At 38.5% G+C, this 270-nt stretch carries 1 protein-coding gene; it reads right to left on the bottom strand.

Annotation, left to right across the window (positions count from 1 at the left end; translation table 11 throughout):
* On the bottom strand, window positions 1–270 hold a 270-nt coding region (locus ACSV5T_RS09865; protein ID WP_438320997.1), incomplete at both ends, for a transposase.

Genomic DNA, 270 nt, shown 5'->3' with positions numbered 1-270 from the left:
ATTGGTTATCATGCCCGATAGATTAATGAGTAAATGTCCTTCAAAGCCAAAATATTTTTGTTGCTTTGAGGCACAGTAACTATAGCTACCTTCATATTTGAAGGTTTTATGCCGATAGGCTCTGGCATATTGACACACCGGAATGGGAAAGCCATCAATAAAATGAATGTCGTCTTGCCCATGCTGTTTAACGATATGCTGTTGTATCAAAGTTTTTACCTGTAACAAATTGACGCACTGCTTGGCAAAGTTGGGATATGAGCCTATTTG

Source organism: Veillonella sp. ZSJB6, assembly GCF_051549505.1.
Classification (GTDB): Bacteria; Bacillota; Negativicutes; order Veillonellales; family Veillonellaceae; genus Veillonella.
This window is presented reverse-complemented; position numbering and strand designations above follow the sequence as displayed.